The organism is Frankia sp. Hr75.2 (genome assembly GCF_949319125.1).
Taxonomy (GTDB): Bacteria; Actinomycetota; Actinomycetes; order Frankiales; family Frankiaceae; genus Parafrankia; species Parafrankia soli.
In genome coordinates this window covers 1-21600 of record NZ_CASGGV010000004.1, presented here as the reverse complement: position 1 = coordinate 21600, position 21600 = coordinate 1, and the positions used below count along the sequence as shown (strand labels likewise).

The window sequence follows — 21600 nt, the reverse complement described above, 5'->3', positions numbered from 1 at the left end:
CAGCACCGTCATCGACCTGCTCGGCACACCGCCCGCCGCCCCGGGCCGCGGCCTCGAGGGCACCCGACCGGTGCCGATGCCGATGCCCCGGAACTCCTCGGGCTGACCGCCCAGAAGGCCCGCGCTGACCGCCCGCGAGACTCGGGCCAACCGGTCAGGAGACTCCGGGCCGGCCAGGGGACTCCGGCCGGCCGGTCAGGAGACCGTCGTGCGCAGCCGGACGAGGTCGGCCAGCTCCGGCGACACCTCCGCCAGCAGCTCCCGGACCCGCGCCACAGCCGGGACGGCCAGCCCGTCGTAGATCTCGGCGAAGACCGTGCGGGCCTCGCGCCGCGGCCAGCGGCCGGGCAACAGGTCGATCGGAAGGTCCGGGTCGAGGCTCGGGAAGCGCCCCCAGGACTCCATCACCGCGGTGCGCGCGGCCAGTGCCTCCGCGCCGCGCACCTCGCCGTGGCGGACCCGTTCCAACAGGGGGGTGTAGGTGCGGACGAACTCCTCGTAGGTGCGCTGCAGCTCGGTGAGATCCCAGGCCGCCATCGGCGGGCGGGGGTCGCTGCGGCGTGCCTCCGACGTCGTGATCAGCACCGTCGACGCGATGACGCCCAACTCGGCGAACACCCGGCGGGCCGCCTCACCGGCAGACCGCGGGGTGACCCACATCCCGTCGTAGAGCGGAGCGAAGCCCAGCCAACGCAGCCGTGCGCGCACGGCGTGCCGCACGTCGCGCTGGTCCTCGGGGATGGAGAACGCCGCCACCGTCCAGCGCCCGTCCCACGGGTCGTGCCGCAGGCCGAAGGTGAAGATCCGGTTCGCCGACGCGAGGATCGCGGCCGAGGCCTCCGCTGTCAGCCCGTAGTAGGTGTTGCGGCCGATCCGGGACGACTCCAGCAGCCCGCGCCGCGACAGCCGGCTCAGCGCCGCCCGGGCACCGACCGTGCTGACGTCGAAATCCGCGAGCAGGCTGACCAGCACCACCGACGGGACGTGCTCCCGGCGGCCGGCCCAGTAATCGCCGAGCAGGGTGGTGAGCAGGTGCTGGGGCTGTGCGCCCACCTGGACCCTGGGCAGGTCGACGACGTCGGCCGTTGGAGGTGCCGGATTCGCTCCTTGGGCCCCGACCTGCGGCCGGCGGACGGTCGGGCGCCGGCCACGACCCGGATCACGGTCGCGACCTGCGAGCCGCGCGGGCGCTGTCACGCTCTCCGATTTTACGAGCCCCTACCGACATTCCACGCGATCGGTCCGGATCTCCTGTGGTCCGGGTGACGTCGGTCGGTCTCCCGACGGGCGACCTGTACGCTCGGCGACCATGAGCACTGGACGGGTGCGCGTACGGTTCGCGCCGTCGCCGACCGGCATCTTCCACGTGGGCGGGGCCCGGTCGGCGCTTTTCAACTGGCTGGTGGCCAAGGGCGCCGGCGGCGACTTCGTGCTCCGCGTCGAGGACACCGACGCCTCGCGGAACCGGCCGGAGTGGACCGAGGGCATCATCAGCGCGCTCGACTGGCTGGGCATCAGCCCCGGTGGCTACGAGGGCCCGGTGTTCCAGTCGGAGCGGGCAGGCCGGCACGCCGAGGCGGCCGCGGGCCTGTTCGCCGCCGGTCGCGCCTACTACTGCGGCTGCACCCGCGACGAACTCGCCGCCCGCACCGGCAACGCCCAGCACGGCTATGACGGCTTCTGCCGGGAGCGCGGGCTCGGCCCCGGCCCGGGGCGCGCGCTGCGGTTCCGCACCCCCGACAAGGGCACCACTGTAGTCCTCGATGTGATCCGCGGCACACCGGAGTTCCCGAACGACACCATCGAGGACTTCGTCATCGCCCGGGCGGACGGCTCGGCCGTCTTCCTCCTCGCAAACGTCGTGGACGATCTCGACATGGGCATCACCCACGTCGTGCGCGGCGAGGAGCACCTGTCCAACACTCCGAAGCAGCAGCTGCTGTGGGCGGCGCTCGGCACGCCGCCGCCGGTCTGGGCCCACGTCCCGGTGATCGTCAACGAGAAGCGCCAGAAGCTCTCGAAGCGGCGCGACAAGGTCGCGCTGGAGTCGTACCGCGCCGAGGGGTACCTCGCCGCCGCCATGCGCAACTACCTGATGCTCCTCGGCTGGGCTCCGCCCGGCGACGAGGAGATCGTCCCGTTCGAGACCATCGAGGCGTCGTTCCGGCTCGAGGACGTGAAGCCCTCTCCCGCGTTCTTCGACGAGAAGAAGCTGCGTGCCTTCAACGGCGAGTACATCCGTGCGCTGAGTGTGGACGGGTTCGTGGCGGCGTGCGAGCCGTGGCTCGTGCCCGCGGCCGACGTGCCCGCCGCGGTGGACGCGCCGGCCGCGGCGGGCTCGGGAGACGGAGCCGCGGGCGTGACCACGGCGGTGCCGGCCCCGCCGTGGTCGCCGGAGCGCTTCTCCGCCGAGGTCTTCGCCACCGTCGCACCGCTGGCGCAGTCCCGGGTGGCGGTGCTGTCGGAGATCGTCCCGATGGTCGACTTCCTGTTCCTGCCCGAGGCGCCGACCGACGAGGCCGCCTGGGCGAAGACCATGAAGGGCCCGGCCCTCGACCTGCTCACCGAGGCGGCCGAGGCCTACGAGAAGGTCGCCTGGGACCACGACGTCCTGCGCGAGACGCTCATCGAGGTCGGGGAGCGGCACGGACTGAAGCTCGGGAAGGCCCAGGCGCCCGTCCGGGTGGCGGTCACCGGCCGGACGGTCGGCCTGCCGCTGTTCGAGTCGCTGGAGATCCTCGGCCGCGAGGAGACGCTGCGGCGGCTGCGCGCCGCGGTCGAGCGCCTCGGCACGGCGGCGAACCCGGCCTGAGCAAGCCCCGGGCCTGAGCCCGACAATCTGAGTGCACCGGCCTGACCGGCGCGGCCGGAGCGTGCGGCGTGCCCGTACGGTGTCGTCGTGGGCCCGGGTCGTGGTTGGGACGGACCACGACCCGGGCCAGGAACCCGTCGGAGGGTGGGGGGTACCTCCGCCGGGTGGACCGGGGACCTTCGCGACAACACCGTCATCACAACACCGGCGCCATAAACGATGCTTAAGAACGGCTCAAGAGAGCCTTGGATCCGGAAGTGGTCACCCGCCGTGGGCCTTGCGGGCTGACATCGTGACCGACGCGACCTCCCGCGCGGGCGACATCGACCTTTAATGGAGTCGATGTCTACAGACCGCTACATCGAGCGCATCACGTCCCGCGAGGCGACGGTGAAGCGGCCCGCCACGATCCGCGAGGTCGCGGCGCTCGCCGGGGTCAGCGTGTCGACCGTCAGCAACGCGCTGGCCGGCCGGCGATCGGTCAGTGGAGCGTCCAGCGCCCGGGTTCGCGCCGCGGCCCACCGCCTCGGGTACCGGCAGGTCGACGCCGCGCGGCCGGTGCGGACGCCGACCCGGCACGCCATCGGCCTCGTCGTCCCGGACGTGAGCAACCCGTTCTTCGCCGAGATCGCGCACGGCGTCGAGACGGTGGCCCAGTCGTCCGGCTGGGCGGTGTTCCTCGGCAACACCGACCTCGACGACGCGCGCGAGGCCGACTACCTCGACCGCCTGGCCGGGGCGGCCGACGGGCTCCTGGTCTGCTCGGCGTCCGGGCAGACCGAGCAGCTGCAGCACCTGGTCGACAGCGGCGTCGCCGTGGTGGCCTGCGACGAGCGCCTGGAGCTGACCGGCGCCGGCGGGGTCTTCGCCGACGACGCCGCGGCCGGCCGGCTCGCCGCCGGGCACATCCTCGCCCGCGGCGCGCGCCGGATCGCGATGATCTGCGGGCCGGAGCACCTCACCACGGCCCGCGAGCGCCGCACCGGCTTCCGCGCAGAGCTGCAGGCGTCGGGACGCTCGCTTCCGCCGTGGCGCTCGATCGCCAGCCGGTACACGATCGAGGCGGGACGATGGGCGGCCGACCAGCTCCTCGCCGCCGATCCACAGATCGACGCGATCTTCTGCTCAAACGATCTGCAGGCCGTCGGCGCGGTGCGGGCGTTGCGGCACGCGGGCCGGCAGGTGCCCGGCGGTGTGCTGATCATCGGGATCGACGGGATCTCCTGGGGCGAACTCACCGAGCCGTCGCTGACGACGGTGACGCGTCATCCCGAACGGCTGGGGGCCGAGGCCGCCCGGCTCCTCATCGAGATGGTCGGCGACGGCGCCCGGCCCCGCGAGGTCGTGCTGCCGGTGGAACTGGTCGAGCGGGAGAGCACCCGCCGCGTCTAATGGCGATTCGGCCCCTCCCGACACCCGCGGATCAGCCGGTGGCGGACGCCGGCCGGCGGGGGCGCATCAGGCGGTGGGCGCAGCCGACGACGTATCGACGGAACTCCTCGTCGTCCAGCACCATCACCCGGGGGTCGGAGCCGGCGCCGCGTAACCCTGCCAGCAGCATGCCGGCCGCCACGACGGAACCCGGATCCGGATCGGGCCCGGCGAGCAACGCGACGAGGCGCTCCCCCAGCGTGGGGAACTCCGGGTACCGCTGCAGGATGGCCGTACAGGTCGGATCACCCTGCAGCAGCGCGTATAAGCGGCGGTTGGCGATGATGAGATCGGCCAGGCCGACGATCATCGTCTCGACCTGGGCGGCCCGGGAGCGCCGACTCTCGGCGAGCCGCACCAGCCCCATGAGCTGCTCGAGCGCCGGGCGCACCACCGCGAGGACGATCTCGTCCTTGCTCTTGTAGTGGTGGTAGACCGCCGCCTTGGTGACGCCCATCGCGTCCGCGATCATCTGGAGCGATGTGGCGCTCACACCACGCTCAGTGAACAGCTCCAGTGCGGTGGCCCGCAGGCGCTCCCGGCCGGCGCCCGGCCCAATCTGGCGTTCCGCCAGCTCGGCAGTCACGATCTCCGCCTCCCGTCCGGCCCCGGTCACCTCGCGCAGGGGGCCCTCATTGTGGCGCACCACACTCCCGCGGGGGACCGAGCGTACAGATCCGTGCGAACCACGCGCTGGACGTCCGTCCGGGCCGACCGCCCCGTACGGGGGGGTACGGGGCACCGTCGAGCGGCGCCGAGGAGCCATCACCGGGGCCACAAACGAGGGTCTGGCCGGGCGTCCGCGTGAAACCCGCGACGCACGCGGGCGACCCCGCAAGGAGACGGACTCTTGGGCACCTACCTGTACCGGCTCGGCCAGGCCTCCCACCGGCACCGGCGGGTCGTCCTGGCGCTGTGGCTGGCGCTGCTCGGGCTGGCCGGCGCGGGCACCGCGACACTCCCCGGCGCGGGCACCGCGACCACACCCAGCGCGGGCACCGCGACGCCCGCCGGCACCGCAGCAGGGACTCTTGTCGCTGCGGGCTCGGAGTCGCAACGGGCGGCGGACCTGCTGCGGCGGCGGCTGCCGGGGACCGGTGCCGACACCGCGACGGCCCGGCTGGTCCTGACCCTCGACGCGGGCGACGGCGCCCGGGCCCGCCTCGACGACCCGGTCCACCGGCAAGCGATCGAGGACGTCCTCGCCACCCTCGGACAGGCGCCGCTCGTCGGGCGGGTCGGTGATCCCTTCGGCGGCAGCGGGCCCGGCGCCGACGGCGAGCCCGGCGCCCCCGGCGTCGGGTCCGTCGAAGGCGGGATCTCCAGCGACGGCCGGATGGCCTACACGCAGGTCACCTACACCGTCCGCGACACGCAGCTGACCGCCCGGGCGCGCGCGGCCCTGTTCGCCGCCGCGGGGCCGGCCCGCGCCGCCGGCATCGACGTCGAGTTCGGCGGGACGGCACTGGACGGAGTACCCGAGCGGAGCTACCTCGGCTCCGCTGAGCCGGCTGTCGCCGCGGGCATACTCGCGGCAGCTGTGCTCGCGGCGGTCCTGGGTGTCCTCATCGTGGCCTTCGGCTCGTCCGTCGCGGCCGCGCTGGCGCTGCTGACGGCGGTCGTCGGCGTGACGGTCGGCGGCTGTGCGGCCTGGGTCGTGACCAGCCGAACCGGAACCGGCCCGGCCACGCCGCTCCCGGTGCCGGGGGCGGTGCCGGTGCTCGGGCTCACCGTCGCGATCGGCGGCGCGCTGCTCGTCGTCACCCGGTACCGGAACGGGCTGGCGGAGGGCCGCCGGCGCGAGGAAGTGGCCGGGAACACGGTGGCCACCGCCGGGTCGGTCGTGGTCCTCTCGGGTCTGATGACGGCTGGCACGCTCACGGCGCTGTCGGTCGCCCGCGTCCCGGCGCTGACCACGATCGGCCTGGCGTCCGCCGGCATCATCATGATCGCCACTCTGGGCACGCTCACGCTGCTGCCGGCCGTCCTCGGATTCGCCGGAAGCAAAGTCACCGCACGGGCCACCGGCCGCGCCGGCCGCGGACGGGACGGCGGGGAGCGGTGGGGCCGGTTCGTCGTGCGGCGACGGATTCCGGCGCTCCTGCTCTCCCTCGCCGCCCTCGGCGCCGTCGCGGCGCCGGTGGCCGACCTGCGCCTGGGGCTGCCCGACAGCGGTGCGACCGCGTCCGAGGGCACCCAGCGCCGCGCCTACGACCAGCTCGCCGCGGGCTTCGGCGCCGGCTTCAACGGCCCGCTGCTGCTCGTGGTGGACGCGGCGGACAGCGCCGACCCCACCGCCGCCGCCGGCCGGGTACGGACGGCGGTCGCCGCGCTGGGCGCCGTCGCCCTGACCACCGAACCGCGGTTCGACCCCAGCGGCGACCTCGCGACCATGACCGTGATCCCCGTCAGCGGACCGGGCGATCCGGGCACGGCGGACCTCGTACGCCGCATCCGCGCCGAGGCCGGCGCGCTCGCCGTCACGACAGGCACCCGCGTCTGGGTCACCGGGCGGACGGCGATCGGCCTGGACGTCTCGTGGCGGCTCGCCCGGGTCCTGCCGCTCTACCTCACCGTGCTCGCCGCGCTGGCGATCGCGGTGCTCGCCGTGGCCTCGCGCAGTGTCCTCGTGCCCCTGAAGGGCGTCCTGAGCGCCGGACTCAGCGCCGTGGCGGCCCTGGGCGCCATGGTCGCCGGGTTCCAGTGGGGATGGCTCGGCGGCTGCCTGGGGGTGGAACGGAGCGGGCCCGTGGCAGCCGTCCTGCCGATCGTCGTGATCGGGCTGCTGACCGCTCTGGCCACGAGCCACGAGCTGCACCTCGTGGCCCGGAGCCGGGCGGAGCTCCTCCGCACCGGCGACCCCGGCCAGGCCGTGGTGCGCGGCACCGCGGACGCCGCCCGGGCCGTCACGGCCAGCACGATCATCACGGTCGTCGCGTCGGGCGCGGTCGTGGCGGCCAGCACAGGCGTCATGGCCGGGGTCCTCGGGGCACTCGCCGCTCCGGCCGGCCCGATCACCGCGTCGATCGGTCTCGTGCTGGCGTTCGGTGTCACGGTGGACGCGTTCGTCGTCCGCCTGACGCTCGGGGCAGCGGTCATGTCCCTGCTCGGGCGGGCCGCCTGGTGGCTGCCGCGCCTGCCCGACCACCTGCCCGCGGCCGCCTCGCCCGGCCCGGCGGCGTCCCCTCCCCTGCCCGCCGAGGTGCCCACGCCCGCATCGACGCCCGTGCCCGCCTCGATGCCCGCGTCCGCAGCGGTGGCGACGCCTGCTGTGGCGCCCGCGTTGGCTTCGGTACCAGGGCCCGCCGAGGTGCCCACGCCGGTTTCGGCTGAGGCCGGCACGGGTGCCGGGGCCGGGGCGTCAGTCTGAGCCGGGTGCCGGGTCCGGACCGGGTGCCGTGGCCGGACGCGGGGTGAAACCACGCAGGCGCAGGCTGTTGCCGACGACGAACAGCGAGCTGGCCGCCATCGCCGCCCCGGCCAGCATCGGGTTGAGCAGGCCGGCCGCGGCCAGCGGCAGCGCGGCGGCGTTGTAGGCGAAGGCCCAGAACAGGTTGCCCTGGATGGTGGCGAGTGTCCGCCGGGCCAGGCGGATCGCGTCCACGGCCGCGAGCAGATCGGCCCGGACGAGAGTCAGGTCACCGGCCTCGATCGCGACGTCCGTGCCGGTTCCCATCACCAGACCGAGGTCCGCCTGGGCCAGCGCGGCGGCGTCGTTCACCCCGTCACCGACCATCGCCACCACCCGGTTGCCGGCCTGCAGCCGGCGCACGACCTCGGTCTTCTCCGCTGGCAGGACTTCGGCGACCACGTCCTCCGGGGCGATCCCCACCTCCGCCGCGACGGTGGCCGCGACGGAGGCGTTGTCGCCGGTCAGCAGAATCGGGCGCAGGCCCAGTCCCCGCAGCTCGCGGATCGCGGCGGCCGAGGTCGGCCGGACCGCGTCGGCGATGGTGAGCACGCCGCGGGCGCGCCCGTCCCAGGAGACCGCGACGGCGGTGCGGCCGGCGGCCTCGGCCGTGCGGGCGATCTCCGCGAGGTCCGTGGGCAGCGGCTGCGAGCACCCCGTCAGCAGCCTCGGACGGCCGACCAGCACGGCGCGGCCGGCGACCAGTCCGCGCACCCCGAGGCCCTCCTTGGTGGCGAACTCGGTGACGCCGGGCAGCTCCGCGGACGACCGCTCCGCTGCCGCGGCGGCGGCCCGGCTGATCGCGCGGCCCACCGGGTGCTCGGAGGCGTTCTCCAGGGCACCCGCGAGCCGCAGCACCTCGTCCCGGTCCTCGCCGGCGGCGGTGGCGACGTCCAGGAGGGTCATCTCGCCGGTCGTCACCGTGCCGGTCTTGTCCAGGACGATCGTGTCGACCCGGCGGGTCGACTCCAGCACCTCGGGTCCGCGGATGAGCAGGCCGAGCTGGGCGCCGCGTCCCGTGCCGACCAGCAGGGCGGTCGGCGTGGCGAGGCCGAGCGCGCACGGGCACGCGATGATCAGCACCGCGACGGCCGCGGTGAACGCGGCGGCCAGGCCGTCCCCCCGGCCCGCCCAGTAGCCGAAGGTGAGTGCCGAGAGCGCGAGCACGACCGGCACGAAGACGGCCGCGATCCGGTCGGCGAGCCGCTGCACCGGCGCCTTGCCGCTCTGTGCCTCCTCGACGAGACGTCCGATCCTCGCGAGCTGGGTGTCCGCGCCGACCCGCGTGGCGCGGACGACGAGCCGGCCCCCCGCGTTCAGGGTGGCACCGGTGACGTCGTCGCCGGGACGGACCTCCACCGGGACGGACTCTCCGGTGAGCATCGACGCGTCGACGGCTGACGCGCCCGCTACGACCACCCCGTCCGTGGCGATTTTCTCCCCCGGACGGACGACGAAGAGGTCACCGACGCCGAGCTGATCGACCTCGACTCGTTCCTCCCTGCCGTCGCGGAGAACGGCGACGTCACGCGCCCCCATGGCGAGCAGCGCGCGTAGCGCGGAGCCGGCGCTGCGCCTGGCTCTGGCCTCCAGGTACCGGCCGGTGAGGATGAACGCGGTGACGCCGGCCGCCACCTCCAGGTAGATGCTGTCCGCCCCGGCACCGCGAGTGACGGTGACACTGAAGTCGTGGGTCATCCCGGGCTCGCCGGCGTCGCCGACGAACAGCGCGTACAGCGACCATCCGAAGGCGGCGAGGGTGCCGATCGAGACGAGCGTGTCCATCGTCGTCGCGCCGTGGCGCAGGTTCGTCCACGCCGCCCGGTGGATCGGCCAGCCGCCCCACACTACGACGGGCGCGGCGAGCGTCAGCGACAGCCACTGCCAGGAGTCGAACTGCAGGGCCGGCACCATCGCCAGGAGCACCACCGGGACGGTCAACCCGACGACCACACGCAGCCGGTCGCGCAGGGCGCGCACCCGGCCGTCGGCGGGGAGACTCTCGTCAGCCGCGCTACCGCCGGCGGTACTGCCGGCGGCGACGCCGTCCGCGGCGACGCCGTCCGCGGCGGTGCTGTCCACGGCGGTGCTGTCGTCGGCCCGGTCTCCGGTGGCGTGGTCCGAGGCGGGGCGGTTCGCCGCGTCACGGGCGCCGGTTCGCGCGGCCGGTCGGGACGGCGCGGGCGGCGGGATCGTCGCCGTGTAGCCGGCGGCCTCCACCTGGGCTACCAGCCGATCGGCCGGCAGGCCGGCCGGGAAGCTGACCTTGGCCTTCTCCGTGGCGTAGTTGACCGTGGCGGTGACGCCGTCCAGCTTGTTCAGCTTCCGCTCGACACGAGCCGCGCAGGATGCGCAGGTCATCCCGCCTATCACCAGATCCACCTGGCGCCGGTCGGTGGCCGGTGGGCTCATCGGTTCTCCCAAGGGGACGCGGGTGCGCGGGCAGGGTCAGTGCGTGTGCGCGGAGGTGGGCGTCCGCGTCGGCGTGGGTGTGGGCGCGGCCCCGTCCACCGGGACCGTCATGGTGAACTCCGCGGTTCGCACCTGTCCGGCGTGCTTGAAGTCCAGGAAGAGGCGGTAGGCGCCGGCCGACGGGAACTCGGTCATGAACGACAGCGCGGGATCGCCGCTCCCGGGACTGGCCGTGGGATCGCTCATGCCGCCGTCGAGACCTCCGGGCGTCGCCACGGCGCCGCCGGTGGAGCCCCCGCTCTCTCCCGGGTGGACGTGCAGGTAGGCGAGATCACCCTGCCGGATCACCACCAGATGACCGAGCGAGCCCAGGTACGGCTCGAGATCGGTGACCGGCCGTCCGGCGCGGGTGACCGAGAAGACGAGGTCGCTCATCCCGTCGGGGCTGGCCCGCCCGTCGAGCGTCACGGTGTACCCACCCGCCACTGTCGCGGTGCGCGACGGCGCCGGCAGCGTGGCGGGGCGCAGGTCGCCGCCCACGGTGAGGTCCGTGCCGAGCGTGATCGTGGACGCGGCCGGCGAGCTACCCGAGGTCCCGAAGATCTCGGAATTCCCGGAGATCTCCGACATGCCGGAGATCTCGAAGGTGCCGGGCGTGACCGGAGCGACCGGGACTCCCGGAACGCTCGCCCCGTCCGCCACGCGGCCGGCCGCGGTGCCACCGGTACCGGTACCGCTGTCGGCGCCGGTGCCCGTGCCGCCGCCGGTGCCAGTACCGCTGTCGGTACCGCTGTCGGTGCCGCCCGGCGTGGACGTCGGAGCGAAGTCGGCGAACACGCGGTAGACGCCGGGCGCGGACAGTCGGAGCGGGACGCTCCACGTGCCGGCGGCGTCACGGGTGGGGTGCAGGTGCTGGTAGCCGGTGAGGTCACGCCGCACGACGATCAGATGCAGGTCTGCGTCGTGTACCCGGGTGAAGGCGGTGAGCGGGCGGCCGTCCGGGCCGAGGACACGGAAGGTGTAGGGCTGCGAGCGGCCGGCGGGCCAGGTGAGCGTGTCGGGCGCGAGCGTGTAGCCGCCCGCGGAGATCGCGAGCCCGGCCGCGGTGGGATCACCGCTGGTCACGCCCGGCGCGCCGCCCGGCACGGCGGAGGCCTCGTGGCCATGGGCGCCGGTCTCGGCCGCACCGTTGGACTCCTCGGACGGCCCGATCGTCGTCCCGACCACATAGGAGACACCGAAGAGCACGGCCAACGCGAGACCGAAGCCGCCGATGCGGGTCAATGCGTTCATCGTCCGTCCCTTCGTCCCGGCTGGTATAAGACTCACCCAGACGTTACATACCCCTAGGGGGTATACGTCAACGCCTCGCGCGGGTCGGTGGCGCTGCTCTCACACCTTCGGACAGCGCCGCGACACCGCGGCCGCCGCATGCGCGCACCTGCGCGAGGTCACCCGGGACCAAGACGCCGAACGCCCCGACCAGCGCAAAAAGGGAACCGGCGTGTCCGGCTCGCTACTAACGCAGGACGGTCGGCCGCCGGAGAACCACAATGGGTAGGTCGGACGTTCCGGGCAGTACTGCTCGGAGAAAGGAGGGTGTTCCTTTGCTTGAGGATTCCCGGCCTTTTCCGCCGGGCAGCCTGCCAGCGCGGCTGAACCCGGCGCTGCGCCAGCAGCTTCTCTCCCTGGGAGGAGTGCGCCACTACCTGCACGGCGAGATGCTGATGCGGGAGGCCGAGCCGTACGGCGAGGTGATCCTGATCCTCGACGGCTTCGTCAAGATCACCGCGAACGGAGAGGAGAACCGGCTCGCCTTCCTCGTCATCCGGTCCCGGGGCGACATCCTGGGCGAGATCAGCGCCATGGACCAGGACACCCACACCGGAACCGCCACCGCCGCCGGGCCGGTCGCCGGCCGGGTGATGAGCGCGACAGCCTTCCGCTCGTTCCTCGAGCAGAATCCCCCGGCCGCCTTCGCGGTCGCCGAGACCGTCGCGAACAAGCTGCGCAACTCGATCCGGCGCCGGGTCGAGCACGTCGACGGCTCGGTCCGGGGCCGGCTCGCCCGCATTCTCATCGAGCTGGCGACGCTGTGGGGGCGGGCCTCCGACCGCGGTGTCCAGCTCGCCGTGGGCCTGAGCCAGCCCGAGCTCGCCGCCCTGGTCGCCGCGGACGAACGCTCGGTCAACCGTGCGCTCGCCGAGCTGCGAAACATGAAGGTCGTCGACGTCGGCTACCGCCGCGTCATCGTCCTGGACCTGGAGGGCCTGGAACGGGTGGCATTCGGCCGCCAGGATCGACCCGACGGGGCCAGCAGCCCGAGCTGACGAGGAAGGCCGCCTGTGCCAACGCTGATATCTTGATGCCCTCAAACGTGACGCCGGTGGGAGACTCCATGGCGGTCCAGGTTCCGCGGGCGGCCCAGCGCAGCGCGCGGGCGTCCGAGATCGTCGCGGAGTCCATTCGCGTCCAGGTCGCCAGGGGGGAACTTCGGCCGGGTGATCGTTTCCCGACCGAAGACGAGCTCATGGAGATCTTCGGCATCGCCCGCACGACGCTGCGCGAGGCGCTGCGCATCCTGGAGGCAGAGGGCCTGGTCACCGTCCTGCGCGGGCGGCACGGCGGGCCGCGGGTCACCAGTCCGACCGTCGACCACATCGCCAAGGTCTTCGCCCTGCTCCTGCAGCTCGAGGGTGTGACGATGAGCGACATCCACCAGGCGCGGGAGCTCGTCGAGCCGACCCTGGCCCACACCCTCGCCCAGACCAGAACCCCGCAGATGCTCACCGAGCTGCGCGCGGCCGTCGAGGCCGCCGAGGCGGCGGCCGACGCCGACGACGGCCCCGCCTTCCTCGACGCCGCGGCGGCCCTGCACGCGACGATCGCCGAGCACGGAGGCAACCGGTCGCTGGGCATCTTCGCGCAACTGCTCCACGAGGTGGCCGTCCGCTGCCACGAGGCGTCCGGGCGGGTGGCCACCGCCGAGGACCGCAGGCGCGCCGTCCGCTACTACCGCCGGTTCTACAAGCTCGTCGAGGCCGGCGACGCGGCGGGCGCCCGGGAGCACTGGCGGTCCCGGGTGGCCCACGCGGGCGAGGCGGGCCCGACGACCGGCAAGGAGGGGGACGAGCCGGTGGACGTGTTCGCCCGCCCGACCGAGCTCTCCGGGCCAGGAGAGCTCTCCCGGCCGGGCGAACGGACGGCTGCCGTGCGCCGCCGCTGACCCGTCCAGCGAGACCTCCCGGCGGGGCCGCAGTCAAGGGGGCGAAACTGTCGTCGGTATAGCGCCAGGTAATGCCAGTGAGCGCCCTATAGTGGTGGCGTGAACCTCAAGGAATGGGCCGCCGCGAACGGGGTCGGGTACTCCACCGCCCGTCAGTGGTTCCTTGACGGCAAGCTCCCGGTCCCTGCGCGTCGGGTGGGCGGGCTGATCCTCGTCGACCAGTCCGCGCGACCGGTCCCGTCGGAGACGGTGGCGGTGTATGCCTGTGTCTCGTCCGCCGACCAGAAGCCGGACCTTGACCGGCAGGTCGCCCGGATCGTCACCTGGACCGCCAGCCAGAACTTGGCCGTCGGTAAGGTCGTCACCGAGGTCGGGTCCGTGCTGGGCGGGCATCGGGGGAAGTTCCTTGCGCTGTTGCGCGACCCGGACGTGACGACGATCGTCGTCGAACACCGCGACAGGTTCGCCCGGTTCGGCACCGAATACGTTCAGGCCGCACTTGAAGCGTCGGGCCGGCGGTTGCTGGTGGTCGACCCGGCCGAAGTCGACGACGACCTGGCCGGCGACATCACAGAGATTCTGACGTCGATGTGCGCCCGGCTGTACGGCCGGCGGGCGGCGGGGAACCGGGCCGCCCGCGCGGTCGCCGCCGCCACCGAGGACGGCGCCGGGTGAAGACGCTCCAGGCGTACCGCTTCGCCCTCGACCCGAACGACACCCAACTCGCCGGCCTGCGCCGGCACGCGGGTGCGTCGAGGTTCAGCTACAACTGGGGTCTGGCCCGGGTGAAGGCGGCACTGTCGCAGCGCGCCGCCGAGGAGACCTACGGCGTCATCGGTGACGGGCTGACCCCGGTGCCGTGGACGCTTCCCGCGCTACGCCTCGCGTGGAACGCGGCCAAGCGGGAGATCGCGCCGTGGTGGGACGAGTGCTCGAAGGAGGCGTTCTCCGCCGGCCTGGACCAGCTTGCCCGCGCGTTGAAGAACTTCACCGACTCCCGCAGGAGAAAACGCAAGGGCCGGCGGGTCGGCTTTCCCCGGTTCAAGAAGCGCGGGAAGGCCCGCGACTCGTTCCGCTACACGACCGGCGCCTACGGCCCCGCCGACGCGACCTACGTGAAGCTCCCCCGGATCGGCCGGGTCAGAGTCCACGAGCCGACCGGCGCGCTCACCGGCCGTCTGGCAGAGGGCCGGGCCCGGCTGCTCGGCGCTACCGTGTCCCGCACGGCAGGCCGCTGGTTCGTGTCGTTCACCGTCGAGGCCGACCGGGACGTTCCCGCCGAACCATCGCGCCGGGCGCGGGCGGGCCGGACGGTCGGGGTCGACCTGGGCGTGAAACACCTCGCTGTCCTGTCGACTGGCGAGACGGTTCCCAACCCGAAGCACTACCAGCGCGCCGAACGGAAACTGCGCCGGGCGGCCCGGGCCTACGCCCGGTCGAAGCCCGGCAGCGCTGGCCGCCGCCAGCGCGCCGCCGAACTGGCTCGTGTCCACGCCCGGATCGCCGACCAGCGGCGCGACGGGCTCCACAAGCTCACGACCCGGCTCGCGAAGACCCACGACGTCGTGGTCGTGGAAGACCTCAACGTCACCGCAATGGTCCGCAACCGGCGCCTCGCGAAGGCCGTCGCCACCGCCGGCTTCGCAGAGATCCGCCGCCAGCTTGCCTACAAGACCGGCTGGTACGGCTCGACGCTGCACGTCACGGACCGCTGGTACCCAAGCTCGAAGACCTGTTCCGGCTGTGGCTGGCGAAACCCAAGCCTGGCCCTGGCCGACCGCACCTTCCACTGCCAGTCCTGCGGACTGGCCATCGACCGCGACGCCAACGCCGCGATCAACCTGGCACACCTTGTCGCCGCCAGTACGTCGGAGACGCGAAACGCCCGTGGAGCCGACCGTAAGACCACACTCGTGCGGCAGGTGGCTGCGAAGCGGGAACCCGGCACCGCGCGAGCGGGTCAGACCGGGAGTGCCCCACCGCAAGGTGAGGCGGCATGAAGCGCGCTATCCGGCGTTCTCATGCAACGGTAACCGGGGTTTGCCAGGCTTGAGGGCATGGATCTGCGGATATTCGTCGAGCCCCAGCAGGGCGCCTCCTACGCGCGCCAGCTAGCCATGGCCAAAGCGTCCGAGGAAGGCGGATTCGACGCCTTCTTCCGCTCCGACCACTACCTGCGGATGGGGCCGGGCAGCCCGCTGCCGGGCCCGACCGACTCCTGGGTCACGCTGGCCGGCATCGCCCGCGAGACGTCCACGATTCGCCTGGGCACCCTGGTGACGAGCGCGACCTTCCGGCTGCCCGGGCCGCTCGCCATCGCCGTCGCCCAGGTCGACGAGATGAGCGGCGGGCGAGTTGAGCTCGGTCTCGGCGCCGGCTGGTTCACCGCGGAGCACTCCGCCTACGGGATCCCGTTCCCACCGGTCGGCGAACGGTTCGAGCGGCTGACCGAACAGCTCGCGATCATCGAGGGACTGTGGCGTACCCCGGCGGGCGAGACGTTCTCCCACCAGGGCAGCCACTACATCCTGACCGACAGCCCGGCGCTACCCAAGCCCGTCCAGCGCCCGCATCCGCCGATCATCATCGGCGGTCACGGGCCGCGGCGCACGCCGGCGCTTGCCGCGCGCCACGCCGCCGAGTTCAACCTCGCGTTCGCCCCGCCGGCACAGGTGTCAGCGCAGTTCGGGCTGGTCCGCAAGGCCGCCGCCGCGATCGACCGGGATCCGGATGATCTCGTCTACTCGGTGGCACTCGTGGTGTGCTGCGGCCGGGACGACGCCGAGCTCAAGCACCGCGCCGAGCGGATCGGGCGTGACCTCGACGAGCTGCGTGAGAACGGCCTGGCCGGCACCCCGGCCGAGGTGATCGAGAAGCTCGCCGTCTACGGCCCGGACGGCGCCGGAGCGAGCCGGGTGTACCTGCAGGTCCTCGACCTGGACGACCTCGACCACGTGGCGTTGCTCGCCGCCGAGGTCCTCCCCCGGGTCTGACCCGGGTCAGACCCGGGTCACCCGGGTCAGACCCGGGCTACGCGCCGGTCCGGCCCGTCGCCTCGGTGGCGAGCTCGCTCGCGAACCACTCGATGGTCCGGACCAGCCCGTCGCGCACGTCGACGACCGGCTCCCAGCCGAGTTGCTGACGGGCGAGGGTGATGTCCGGCCGGCGGACCATCGGGTCGTCGCCGGGCCGCGGCACGAACGTGATCGGCGCGTCGGAGCCGATCAGCTCGACCACCAGGCGCGCGGTGTCGATGATCGTCATCTCGTGCGGGTTGCCGAGGTTCACCGGGCCGGGCAGGCCGCTGCGCAGCATCCGCACGATGCCCTCGACGAGATCGTCCACATAGCAGACCGAGCGGGTCTGCATCCCGTCGCCGGCGACGGTCACCGGCTCACCGCGCAGGGCCTGGGAGACGAACGCGGGAATCGCCCGGCCGTCGTCGGTGCGCATCCGCGGCCCGTAGGTGTTGAAGATCCGGATGATCGCCGTGTCGAGCCCGTGCCGGTTGCGGTAGGCGGTGGTCAGCGCCTCGGCGAAACGCTTGGCCTCGTCGTACATGCTGCGCGGGCCGATCGGGTTGACGTGCCCCCAGTACGACTCCTCCTGCGGGTGCACCAGCGGGTCCCCGTAGACCTCGGAGGTCGACGCCAGCAGGAAGCGGGCGCCCTTTGCCCGGGCGAGGTCGAGCGTGTTGAGCGTGCCGTGCGCGCCTGCCTTCAAGGTCTCAATCGGATACCGGGCGTAGTCGAGAGGCGACGCCGGTGACGCGAACTCCAGGACGGCGTCGACCGTCCCGGCCACCTCGACCCGCTCGGCGACGTCCTGCTCGAGGAGCTCGAATCCTGGCCGGTCGAGTAGATGCTCGACGTTGCTCTTCCGCCCGGTGAGAAAGTTGTCGATGCACACAACCTCCTCACCATCCAGGAGCAGCCGATCACAGAGATGGCTCCCCAGGAAGCCCGCGCCTCCCGCGACGACGACACGCATAACCGAAAAACCCCCAGCACTGGCAGCTCAACGAATACCGACGAAAGAACACCCACCACCGATGTCGGCGGTGGCCTATCCCCGCTGCCTCTCGGGCCGGCGGACCTCATGGCGCGCGATCGCCTTGAGGTAGACCTCCTCGCGGCGCTCGGCGATGCGCGCCGGATCCAGCTCAGCAGTGCCCATCCGACCGCGCAGGCCGACGACGGCCGCGTGGTCCTGGTCGGTCAGGAACGGCTCGAGAGCGTCCGCCATCGCGTCCGGGTCCTCCGGCGGCACGACGGCACCGCCCTTCCAGCGGTCGACCCAGGTCGAGACGCCGGTCGTCGCCGTGGCGACCACCGGGCGAGCGGCGGCCATCCCCTCAAGGCCCGCGATAGAGAAGCTCTCGAACCGGCTCGGCACGACGACCGCCCGGCCCTCACCGTAGAGCACCGGAAGCTCCGTGCGGGAGACATGCCCCTCGAACCGGATCGGAACGCCCAGATCAGCGGCCTTCCGCTCGAGCCATGCCCCGGTCTCGACGCCTTCGATCCGACCGGACGACTGCCCGACGAAGATCAGCTTGGCCTCGACTCCCCGCGCCAGTAGCCGGGACGCGGCCTCGACGAGCACGTCCAGCCCTTTGCGCCACTCCAGCCGGCCGACCACGACCAGGTTCGGTCCGGTGTGCTCTGCCGTGGGGACGCTCGCGAACGGCACGTTGTCGAACGGGTACGGGATTACGTCGACGTCGGTGTCCGGTCGCAGCCAGTCGAGCTCGTACAGCGTGTCGACGAGGAGCTGGGACGGGGAAGTCCGCGCGTCCGCTCGCAGCGCCGAGAAGCGGTCGATGCGGTCGGCCAGCTCCCCCTTGCGGCTCAGCTCGGGATCCCGCAGACGGACGTCCATCATCGTCGGAGTGTGCAGGTGGATCACCAGCGGCGTACGCCGACCGAGAGCCGTGAACAGGCCCCGTGTCTCGCCGTCCTGTGTCTCGATGACGTCCGGGTTGATCCCGCTCCGCCGAAGCCAGAAGCCGTACGACACCGCCAGTGAGGCCCGCAGCGACAAGGAGTCACGCGGATGATCCCGGCCGTTGATCAGCTTCGCGGCCGGCCCCAGGTATCGAGTGACAGGCGCACGCAACAGCGGGCGGCGGTGAACGTGAACGCCGTCGAACACGTCGTCGCGGATACGGCGGCCCTGAGTGCACAGCACATGAACCTCATGGCCGCGCCGAACCAGTGCGTGAGCGATGTCATGCGTGTAGACGCCAGCGCCATCCCAGATGATCGGTGGGTACTGCTCGCATAGGAAAGCGATCCGCATGCACAACTCCAGGCGACCAGCAGGCCAGGTAACTCCGGGCGGCCCATAGTAGTACCGACGCCCCGCCTACCAGCAGTCCGCCCGCCACAACCACCTAATGCGGCCACGGCATGCGGCCGCGATAGACACAACAGCACCCTCACGTGAGGGGAATTTACCTCTACATGGCTGTAGAACTTTGCCTGGGCGTTCCAGGGAATTCCCCGCCGACATTCCGGCGAGGACGGCGGATCACCCTTACAGACACAGGGAGAACCGAACCTGATTCCTGCCGCAACCACCCTGAACCGATCACTCACCGACCGCTCCGAACAGCTGCCCGACCGTGGCCCGGGGACGGTTCCCGGACCCCACTAAGCGCCCCAGCCGGGCCCCGTTCGACGCGCGGGTCCGACACTGCATGACCTGACACAGTCGGCGCCGACCGATCCGCCGCACGCGAGCGGAACGCAATGCGGATACGAATACGGGCGTGACCGGAGCCAGGGCCAGAACCCGGACCGGCGACGCGGCCATGCCCACGGCCACCGCCCAGACACAGCCACCGCCACCGCCACCGCCCAGGCACTGCACACGGACCCGGCCACGGGCGGCCCGCTCACGGCTCCAGAGGCCTACCTAGCCCGCCCCGAGTACACGGCAAACCGCCAGGTCTTGACCGCGCAGTCGACGGAACCGAAGCCCGCCTGCCGCAGCCACCCGAGTTGGTCGTCGAGCGGAGCGCACCGATCGTGGGCCATGCGCGCGAGCGCCCCCGCCCATTCCTCGTCGTCCGAACCCGCGCCACGGGCCCATCGCTCGTGCATCCGCTCGTACCTCTGGGTGGTCTCCTCATCAGGCCCAACAATCTGTTCCAGATTCACGAACAGACCACCGGGAACAAGTACCGAACGGACGCGCCGGAACAGGTTCCGCTTGGCCTCGTCGTCCAGATGGTGGATCGCCAGCGCCGAGACGGCCGCGGCGAAGGGACCCACCGGCAGCGGGTCGGTGAGGTCGGCGACCGTCACACCCACCACATGAGCCCGGAGCCGAGACACCGCGCGGTCGATCATCGGACCCGACCCGTCCATCAGATGCAGCCTGGCACCGGGCACGACCCCGATCACCGCCGCAGACAACAGGCCGGTTCCCGCGCCCAGATCCAGCACCACCGGTTGCGCCCCACCCAGTTCAGCCACCAGATCCCCGACCGCGCCGTAGAGCAGATCGAAGAACGGAACCAGCCGGCGACGCTGCGCGTCGTAGGTCTCCGGATCCCAGATCATCTCACCATATGAGATTATAGTCTCACCCATTGGACCAGTGTAGGTCAGAACAGGCGAACGACGCAGCACTCGGAGCAGGCCGAAAGCCCGACGACCTCGGGCCGATCGACGCCGTGCTACTCACTCACGACCACCGCGGCGACAACCTCGACGATGCGGACCACACCTGTTGGCCAGGGCCGCGCGAAGGTCACTCCTAGTCCCGATTAGTCACTTTAGGTTGCGAGGAACGGGAGGGCTCGGGTACGGTCGCGCGCGATGTATTCGACGGTCTCCTTGATTTTGGTGACGCCGTGGAGGCGGAGGAGGCCGAGTGCTAGGTTGCGGAGCATGGCGAGATTGCGGGGGCCATTTTTGGCGTGAGCGAGGCAGGCATCCTCTCGCCAGGTGGTGTCGCGGACGTAGTGCACCCGGTTCTCGATTCCCCAGTGTTGGCGTACGTGGGTATGGATGGCGGCTGGGGCGGCTCTTTCCTTGCGTAGGCTGGTGATGATGAATGCATACTCCTTGGTGAGACGTACACCGGTGAGGTCGAACTCCTCACGACAGATGATCGCAACTGTTTTGGCGTACGGGAAGCGGATTCCCTCGGCAGTGGTGGTCCAGATGGTCCACCGCTTGATGCGTCCGTGACCGCGTTCTTCGTCTTGGTGGCCAGGAGCTTCCCGGAGAAGTGGTAGACAGCGGTCGAAGAGCTGCCGGTATAGAGTTGGCCGGTTTCCTTTGACGTTCATGATGTAGTCGATGCCGCGGTTGCGGAGGTGGATGGCGGTCTTGACCTGTGTGTGGGCGGCGTCGAAGGTCGCGATGGTCCGGCCACGCTTGTGCTTCAGGTTCTTCAGCAGGTTCTTGACCTGGGTTATCTCGTTGGTGCCGTCGGGGACGCGGGTCTGGGCGAGGACGACACCCTGCTCGTGGATCATTGCGGAGAAGAGGCTGACCTGCCGGTTCGTGTCGGTCCAGGCACCGCGCAGGACCTTGCCGTCCAGGGCGATCACCATGTCGCCGTCTTTGCCTCGTGTCGCTCGCTCGTGTAGCCAGGCGCCGATGACGAGGTCCAGCGTGTCCGCGTCGACTTCTTTCAGGACCTCGCGGATGGTGGACTCGCTTGGCGTCGCATAACGGTCGCGGAAATGGTCGTATGGAGCGCCGAGGTGGGCGAGCAGGCCCGGCGGAAGGTCGGCTGCATGGCTGCCTATCTGGCGGTATGTGGCGGCGCCCGCGAGTGTCGCGACGACCGCGACGGCGAGTACGAAATCGAGGTCGTATATTTTTCCGCGGGCATCACGAAAATCTTTCACCCGGCGCAGCATCTCGAGAAGTCTGCCGGCATTTTCTTCGCTTGCTCGGTCGCTGCCTCTCGACAAGGCAACACCAGTCTGGCATGATGACACGCGGTGGCCTTCTGTTCGGGGTCTTGTTTGGTCGCGCTTGCATTATCGCGAACAGAAGGCCGCTTTCACGGCAACAGCAGATCTTCCTTCGGTAAATTCAACGCCCGAGGCGTTCCGGTCGCGTGTTGACGGTTTTCTGGATCGGCGTTCGGAATGGCCGGAGCAATCTATGCGGAAAGATCGCGACCGACAGGTCGACGAAACAGGGCTGCCACACGATGTGTCAACCAGGGGTATACCAAGCCGACCGGCGATCAGCTACTCGGCGTAGCCGATCGCAACCCAAGGCGACCTTCGCGGAGCCCTGCACCGGGCCCCTCCTTTCCAACTGCACGCATCGACGAAGT

The 21600-nt window shown here is 71.7% G+C and carries 16 protein-coding genes; 8 read left to right on the top strand and 8 right to left on the bottom strand.

The annotated features are described in order from the left end of the window. Window positions 1-195: 195 nt before the first annotated feature. Window positions 196-1197, bottom strand: coding sequence for a PaaX family transcriptional regulator (locus AC559T_RS00305; protein ID WP_498867340.1), 1002 nt, complete (start codon window positions 1195-1197; stop codon window positions 196-198). A 112-nt stretch (window positions 1198-1309) separates the two neighbouring features. On the opposite strand from AC559T_RS00305, the gene gltX reads away from it, so the two are divergent. Both gltX and AC559T_RS00295 read left to right on the top strand, forming a co-directional pair. Then, a complete protein-coding gene (gene gltX / locus AC559T_RS00300; protein ID WP_112107837.1) occupies window positions 1310-2812 on the top strand; it encodes a glutamate--tRNA ligase in 1503 nt (500 codons plus the stop codon). A gap of 342 nt (window positions 2813-3154) precedes the next feature. Further along, window positions 3155-4204, top strand: a complete 1050-nt coding sequence (locus AC559T_RS00295; protein ID WP_498867339.1) for a LacI family DNA-binding transcriptional regulator — start codon at window positions 3155-3157, stop codon at window positions 4202-4204. A gap of 31 nt (window positions 4205-4235) precedes the next feature. On the opposite strand, the gene AC559T_RS00290 is transcribed toward AC559T_RS00295, so the two are convergent. Then, window positions 4236-4889, bottom strand: a complete 654-nt coding sequence (locus tag AC559T_RS00290; protein ID WP_243657542.1) for a TetR/AcrR family transcriptional regulator — start codon at window positions 4887-4889, stop codon at window positions 4236-4238. Between the two features lie 204 nt (window positions 4890-5093). Here AC559T_RS00290 and AC559T_RS00285 point away from each other — a divergent pair, with 204 nt between their 5' ends. Next, window positions 5094-7613 (top strand): MMPL family transporter, encoded by a 2520-nt coding sequence (locus AC559T_RS00285; RefSeq protein WP_498867338.1) that lies wholly within the window; start codon window positions 5094-5096, stop codon window positions 7611-7613. Here AC559T_RS00285 and AC559T_RS00280 read toward each other — a convergent pair. Beyond that, window positions 7605-10064, bottom strand: a complete 2460-nt coding sequence (locus AC559T_RS00280) for a heavy metal translocating P-type ATPase (protein ID WP_498867337.1) — start codon at window positions 10062-10064, stop codon at window positions 7605-7607. The two genes, AC559T_RS00285 and AC559T_RS00280, sit on opposite strands and share 9 nt — an antisense overlap. A 36-nt stretch (window positions 10065-10100) precedes the next feature. Continuing rightward, entirely contained in the window at window positions 10101-11357 is a 1257-nt protein-coding gene (locus tag AC559T_RS00275; protein WP_498867336.1) for a DUF8832 domain-containing protein, read from the bottom strand. A 314-nt stretch (window positions 11358-11671) separates the two neighbouring features. Here AC559T_RS00275 and AC559T_RS00270 point away from each other — a divergent pair, with 314 nt between their 5' ends. The 5 genes from AC559T_RS00270 to AC559T_RS00250 all read left to right on the top strand — a co-directional run bounded on the left by AC559T_RS00270 (window position 11672) and on the right by AC559T_RS00250 (window position 16283). After that, complete coding sequence (locus tag AC559T_RS00270; RefSeq protein WP_041253853.1) at window positions 11672-12394, top strand: Crp/Fnr family transcriptional regulator; 723 nt, start codon at window positions 11672-11674, stop codon at window positions 12392-12394. Between the two features lie 68 nt (window positions 12395-12462). Then, on the top strand, window positions 12463-13290 hold the full coding sequence (locus AC559T_RS00265) for a FadR/GntR family transcriptional regulator (protein ID WP_498867335.1): 828 nt from the start codon (window positions 12463-12465) through the stop codon (window positions 13288-13290). Window positions 13291-13389: 99 nt separating this feature from the next. Then, window positions 13390-13965, top strand: a complete 576-nt coding sequence (locus AC559T_RS00260; RefSeq protein ID WP_498867334.1) for an IS607 family transposase — start codon at window positions 13390-13392, stop codon at window positions 13963-13965. After that, window positions 13962-15290: an IS607 family element RNA-guided endonuclease TnpB gene (tnpB, locus tag AC559T_RS00255; protein WP_498867333.1), complete on the top strand. Its 1329-nt coding sequence runs from the start codon at window positions 13962-13964 to the stop codon at window positions 15288-15290. The genes AC559T_RS00260 and tnpB overlap by 4 nt, the downstream gene beginning before the upstream one ends. Window positions 15291-15347: 57 nt before the next feature. After that, on the top strand, window positions 15348-16283 hold the full coding sequence (locus AC559T_RS00250; RefSeq protein WP_498867332.1) for an LLM class F420-dependent oxidoreductase: 936 nt from the start codon (window positions 15348-15350) through the stop codon (window positions 16281-16283). A 37-nt stretch (window positions 16284-16320) separates the two neighbouring features. Here the strand turns inward: AC559T_RS00250 and AC559T_RS00245 are convergent, their stop codons facing one another. From AC559T_RS00245 to AC559T_RS00230, 4 genes are all read right to left on the bottom strand, one after another. Beyond that, window positions 16321-17280, bottom strand: a complete 960-nt coding sequence (locus tag AC559T_RS00245) for a UDP-glucuronic acid decarboxylase family protein (RefSeq protein ID WP_071060267.1) — start codon at window positions 17278-17280, stop codon at window positions 16321-16323. A 75-nt stretch (window positions 17281-17355) separates the two neighbouring features. Then, window positions 17356-18591, bottom strand: coding sequence for a glycosyltransferase family 4 protein (locus AC559T_RS00240; protein WP_112107830.1), 1236 nt, complete (start codon window positions 18589-18591; stop codon window positions 17356-17358). 614 nt (window positions 18592-19205) lie between these two features. Continuing rightward, the gene (locus AC559T_RS00235; protein ID WP_498867331.1) at window positions 19206-19889 is read right to left on the bottom strand and encodes a class I SAM-dependent methyltransferase; all 684 of its coding nucleotides are present in this window, start codon (window positions 19887-19889) and stop codon (window positions 19206-19208) included. 185 nt (window positions 19890-20074) lie between these two features. Beyond that, window positions 20075-21172, bottom strand: a complete 1098-nt coding sequence (locus AC559T_RS00230) for an ISAs1 family transposase (RefSeq protein WP_498867330.1) — start codon at window positions 21170-21172, stop codon at window positions 20075-20077. Window positions 21173-21600: the final 428 nt, after the last annotated feature.

What these genes read in the sequence shown, in the direction of transcription:
- gltX (WP_112107837.1), top strand. Translation starts at nt 1,310, where the DNA reads ATGAGCACTGGACGGGTGCGCGTACGGTTCGCGCCGTCGCCGACCGGC.
- AC559T_RS00295 (WP_498867339.1), top strand. Translation starts at nt 3,155, where the DNA reads ATGTCTACAGACCGCTACATCGAGCGCATCACGTCCCGCGAGGCGACG.
- AC559T_RS00280 (WP_498867337.1), bottom strand. Translation starts at nt 10,064, where the DNA reads ATGAGCCCACCGGCCACCGACCGGCGCCAGGTGGATCTGGTGATAGGC.
- AC559T_RS00275 (WP_498867336.1), bottom strand. Translation starts at nt 11,357, where the DNA reads ATGAACGCATTGACCCGCATCGGCGGCTTCGGTCTCGCGTTGGCCGTG.
- AC559T_RS00265 (WP_498867335.1), top strand. Translation starts at nt 12,463, where the DNA reads ATGGCGGTCCAGGTTCCGCGGGCGGCCCAGCGCAGCGCGCGGGCGTCC.
- AC559T_RS00250 (WP_498867332.1), top strand. Translation starts at nt 15,348, where the DNA reads ATGGATCTGCGGATATTCGTCGAGCCCCAGCAGGGCGCCTCCTACGCG.
- AC559T_RS00245 (WP_071060267.1), bottom strand. Translation starts at nt 17,280, where the DNA reads ATGCGTGTCGTCGTCGCGGGAGGCGCGGGCTTCCTGGGGAGCCATCTC.
- AC559T_RS00240 (WP_112107830.1), bottom strand. Translation starts at nt 18,591, where the DNA reads ATGCGGATCGCTTTCCTATGCGAGCAGTACCCACCGATCATCTGGGAT.
- AC559T_RS00235 (WP_498867331.1), bottom strand. Translation starts at nt 19,889, where the DNA reads ATGGGTGAGACTATAATCTCATATGGTGAGATGATCTGGGATCCGGAG.
- AC559T_RS00230 (WP_498867330.1), bottom strand. Translation starts at nt 21,172, where the DNA reads ATGCTGCGCCGGGTGAAAGATTTTCGTGATGCCCGCGGAAAAATATAC.